The organism is Lysinibacillus sp. NPDC059133, assembly GCF_042755925.1.
Taxonomy (GTDB): domain Bacteria; phylum Bacillota; class Bacilli; order Bacillales_A; family Planococcaceae; genus Lysinibacillus.
This window is the reverse complement of record NZ_JBHZDH010000117.1, coordinates 1-2,079: the sequence shown is the minus strand read 5'-3', so window position 1 is coordinate 2,079 and position 2,079 is coordinate 1. Positions and strand designations below refer to the sequence as shown.

Below are 2,079 nucleotides of genomic sequence, written 5' to 3'. Positions count from 1 at the left end.
GTACACAGGACATGGCAACACCATCTGTGGAGAGCTTTGTAACGCTTCTCTTAAGTACATAAGAACCCCACTGCTTTAGCTGTGGGAGTAGTCAGTAAATTTCCGATTACTATTTCCCACTATCAAAACAAGTCACTTAGTTTGGAAAACCTTTACCTCTGGCTGAACAATGTAGCTGACGCTTTGCTAAGTAAGAATCGCTTTATTTAATCGTTTTAATGATAAAGACCAAGACAGTAATTAATCTATCTTGGTCCTGGCCATTTTATGATGTTTTAACCTTTATTAGAGAAAAAATATTAGTGTCATACGGAACACCGTTTTGGTGCATATAATTTTTTAATATCCCTTCTTTTTCAAAACCCAATTTGATTAACAGTTTATTTGAAGCTTCATTTTCAGTGAAAACAATAGCTCCAATACGCATTAAATCCATCTCTTGGAAGCCAAATGATAGGACTCTATCAACAGCTTCCTTTGCATATCCTTTACCCCAGCTCTCAGGAAAAAGTGCATAGCTAATTTCAGCTCTTTTATGCTCAGTAGACCATTCTTGAAAACCAATAGTACCAATAATACCTTCTTGCCCTTTTAAGGTAATTCCCCATTTAATTCCACGTTTTTCATCATAATTCTTTGAAAAATTTTTAATTATTTGTTTAACCTGCTCTAAATTTGTTAAAGGATTCTGCCCATAGTGGCGTAATACATCAGGATTTGAAAAACAATTTAAAACTTCTTGGGCGTCATGTTCGGTAAGTTCTCTTAACACTAATCGTTCAGTATCTAAAATAGGAAACATCTTCTACACTCCATTTCCAAATAAGTTATAAGTTAGATTTTATATGAAAAGAGTGAGAGTTGCACTACTGATTTTTTAAATGTTCAACAAATTCGATAGAACAATACCTATATTAATGACAATATATCCAACAAGGTTCATTCCAATCAATGCAGGAAAATCCATACAAAGAAAGCCATAAAAATTCTAAAAATAGCTCTTTATAGATGGATAATGAAATGGTCTCTCATGCCAATAAACTTAGCAAATTCATCCCGAACTTCCCGTGCTGAACAATTTTATCAATAATTCATGATTAAAACCCTTCCATACATAAGGTAATTGGCCCTGAGTTCTTTACTTCGTACAACATACTATAAAGATAAAAAAGAAGTTTCATGTGTTTGTGGTTGTAATATTAATTTGCCACAACCATTGTTCCAATAGCACCTTATTTTCTATTTCATCAATGATCTAGTGCGCACCTGAAGGCAAGTCTTAAAATTGCAGCTATCAGTCATTACTTGTGGCGCTTTCTTATATGGGCCTAGTGGGAAATACCGCATTCCAACGTTTAGAGAAATGGATGCCGGTAAATGTGAACCACACTTTAAAATAACGTTAGAAAATCGACATTAATCCCTTCTCCCCAGTGCCCATAGCTGTATTTTATCAATAAAAAGGAAAGTATTATAAAGGCTGTGACGTATTATTACAGCCTAAAATAATATTACTGTTCCTTTCTTCAAATAATCCTGCTATAAATTTTTATAAGGAGGGGATTGTTTTGAGTTATCCATCTTATGGAGTAAATACACCAGGTACAAATTTTGCCTTTGCTATTGTTTTATTCGTTTTATTGATTATTGCCGGTCTTGGCTTATTTTATTTATTAAGAACTTTAGTATGGACTGGTGTATAGTATTATCCCAAATGCCCAAATTGGTCACCTTAATTTAAGTAGTTAAATTTACATTTTTATTAAAGTAACTTAAAGCAATAAAATGGGCTAAATTAGACGCAATGTTTGGTTCTATTCTAGGGCTTGCGTGTATTAACGGAAGTCCTTTTTCATGTTTCTCATACTCATAGGGTAGTGGCAGAACTGTTCTAAATGTTTTGAGACAAATATCGTCGGTCCCTGCCTCTTCATCTCAAGATACTTCGTTAAATAGTTAATTTCATTTTTCTACTTACGCTTTTCATCACGCGTGTTGATTATCTAGTTTCTTCCAATGAAAATTAAATAAAAAGAGAGATTCTCATGTAAAATTGTTAGTTACCACACAAACAATTAC

General features: G+C 33.4%; 2 protein-coding genes. One reads left to right on the top strand and one right to left on the bottom strand.

Translation table 11 applies throughout. From position 1 onward, the window contains the following. Nucleotides 1-265: 265 nt before the first annotated feature. Nucleotides 266-802, bottom strand: a complete 537-nt coding sequence (locus ACFXN8_RS26410) for a GNAT family N-acetyltransferase (protein ID WP_386848320.1) — start codon at nucleotides 800-802, stop codon at nucleotides 266-268. A 766-nt stretch (nucleotides 803-1,568) separates the two neighbouring features. Between ACFXN8_RS26410 and ACFXN8_RS26405 the strand changes: the two genes are divergently transcribed. Beyond that, nucleotides 1,569-1,703 carry a hypothetical protein gene (locus tag ACFXN8_RS26405; protein WP_376074488.1) on the top strand — a complete coding sequence of 45 codons (135 nt, stop codon included), beginning with the start codon at nucleotides 1,569-1,571 and terminating at the stop codon, nucleotides 1,701-1,703. The last annotated feature ends 376 nt before the right edge of the window (nucleotides 1,704-2,079 follow it).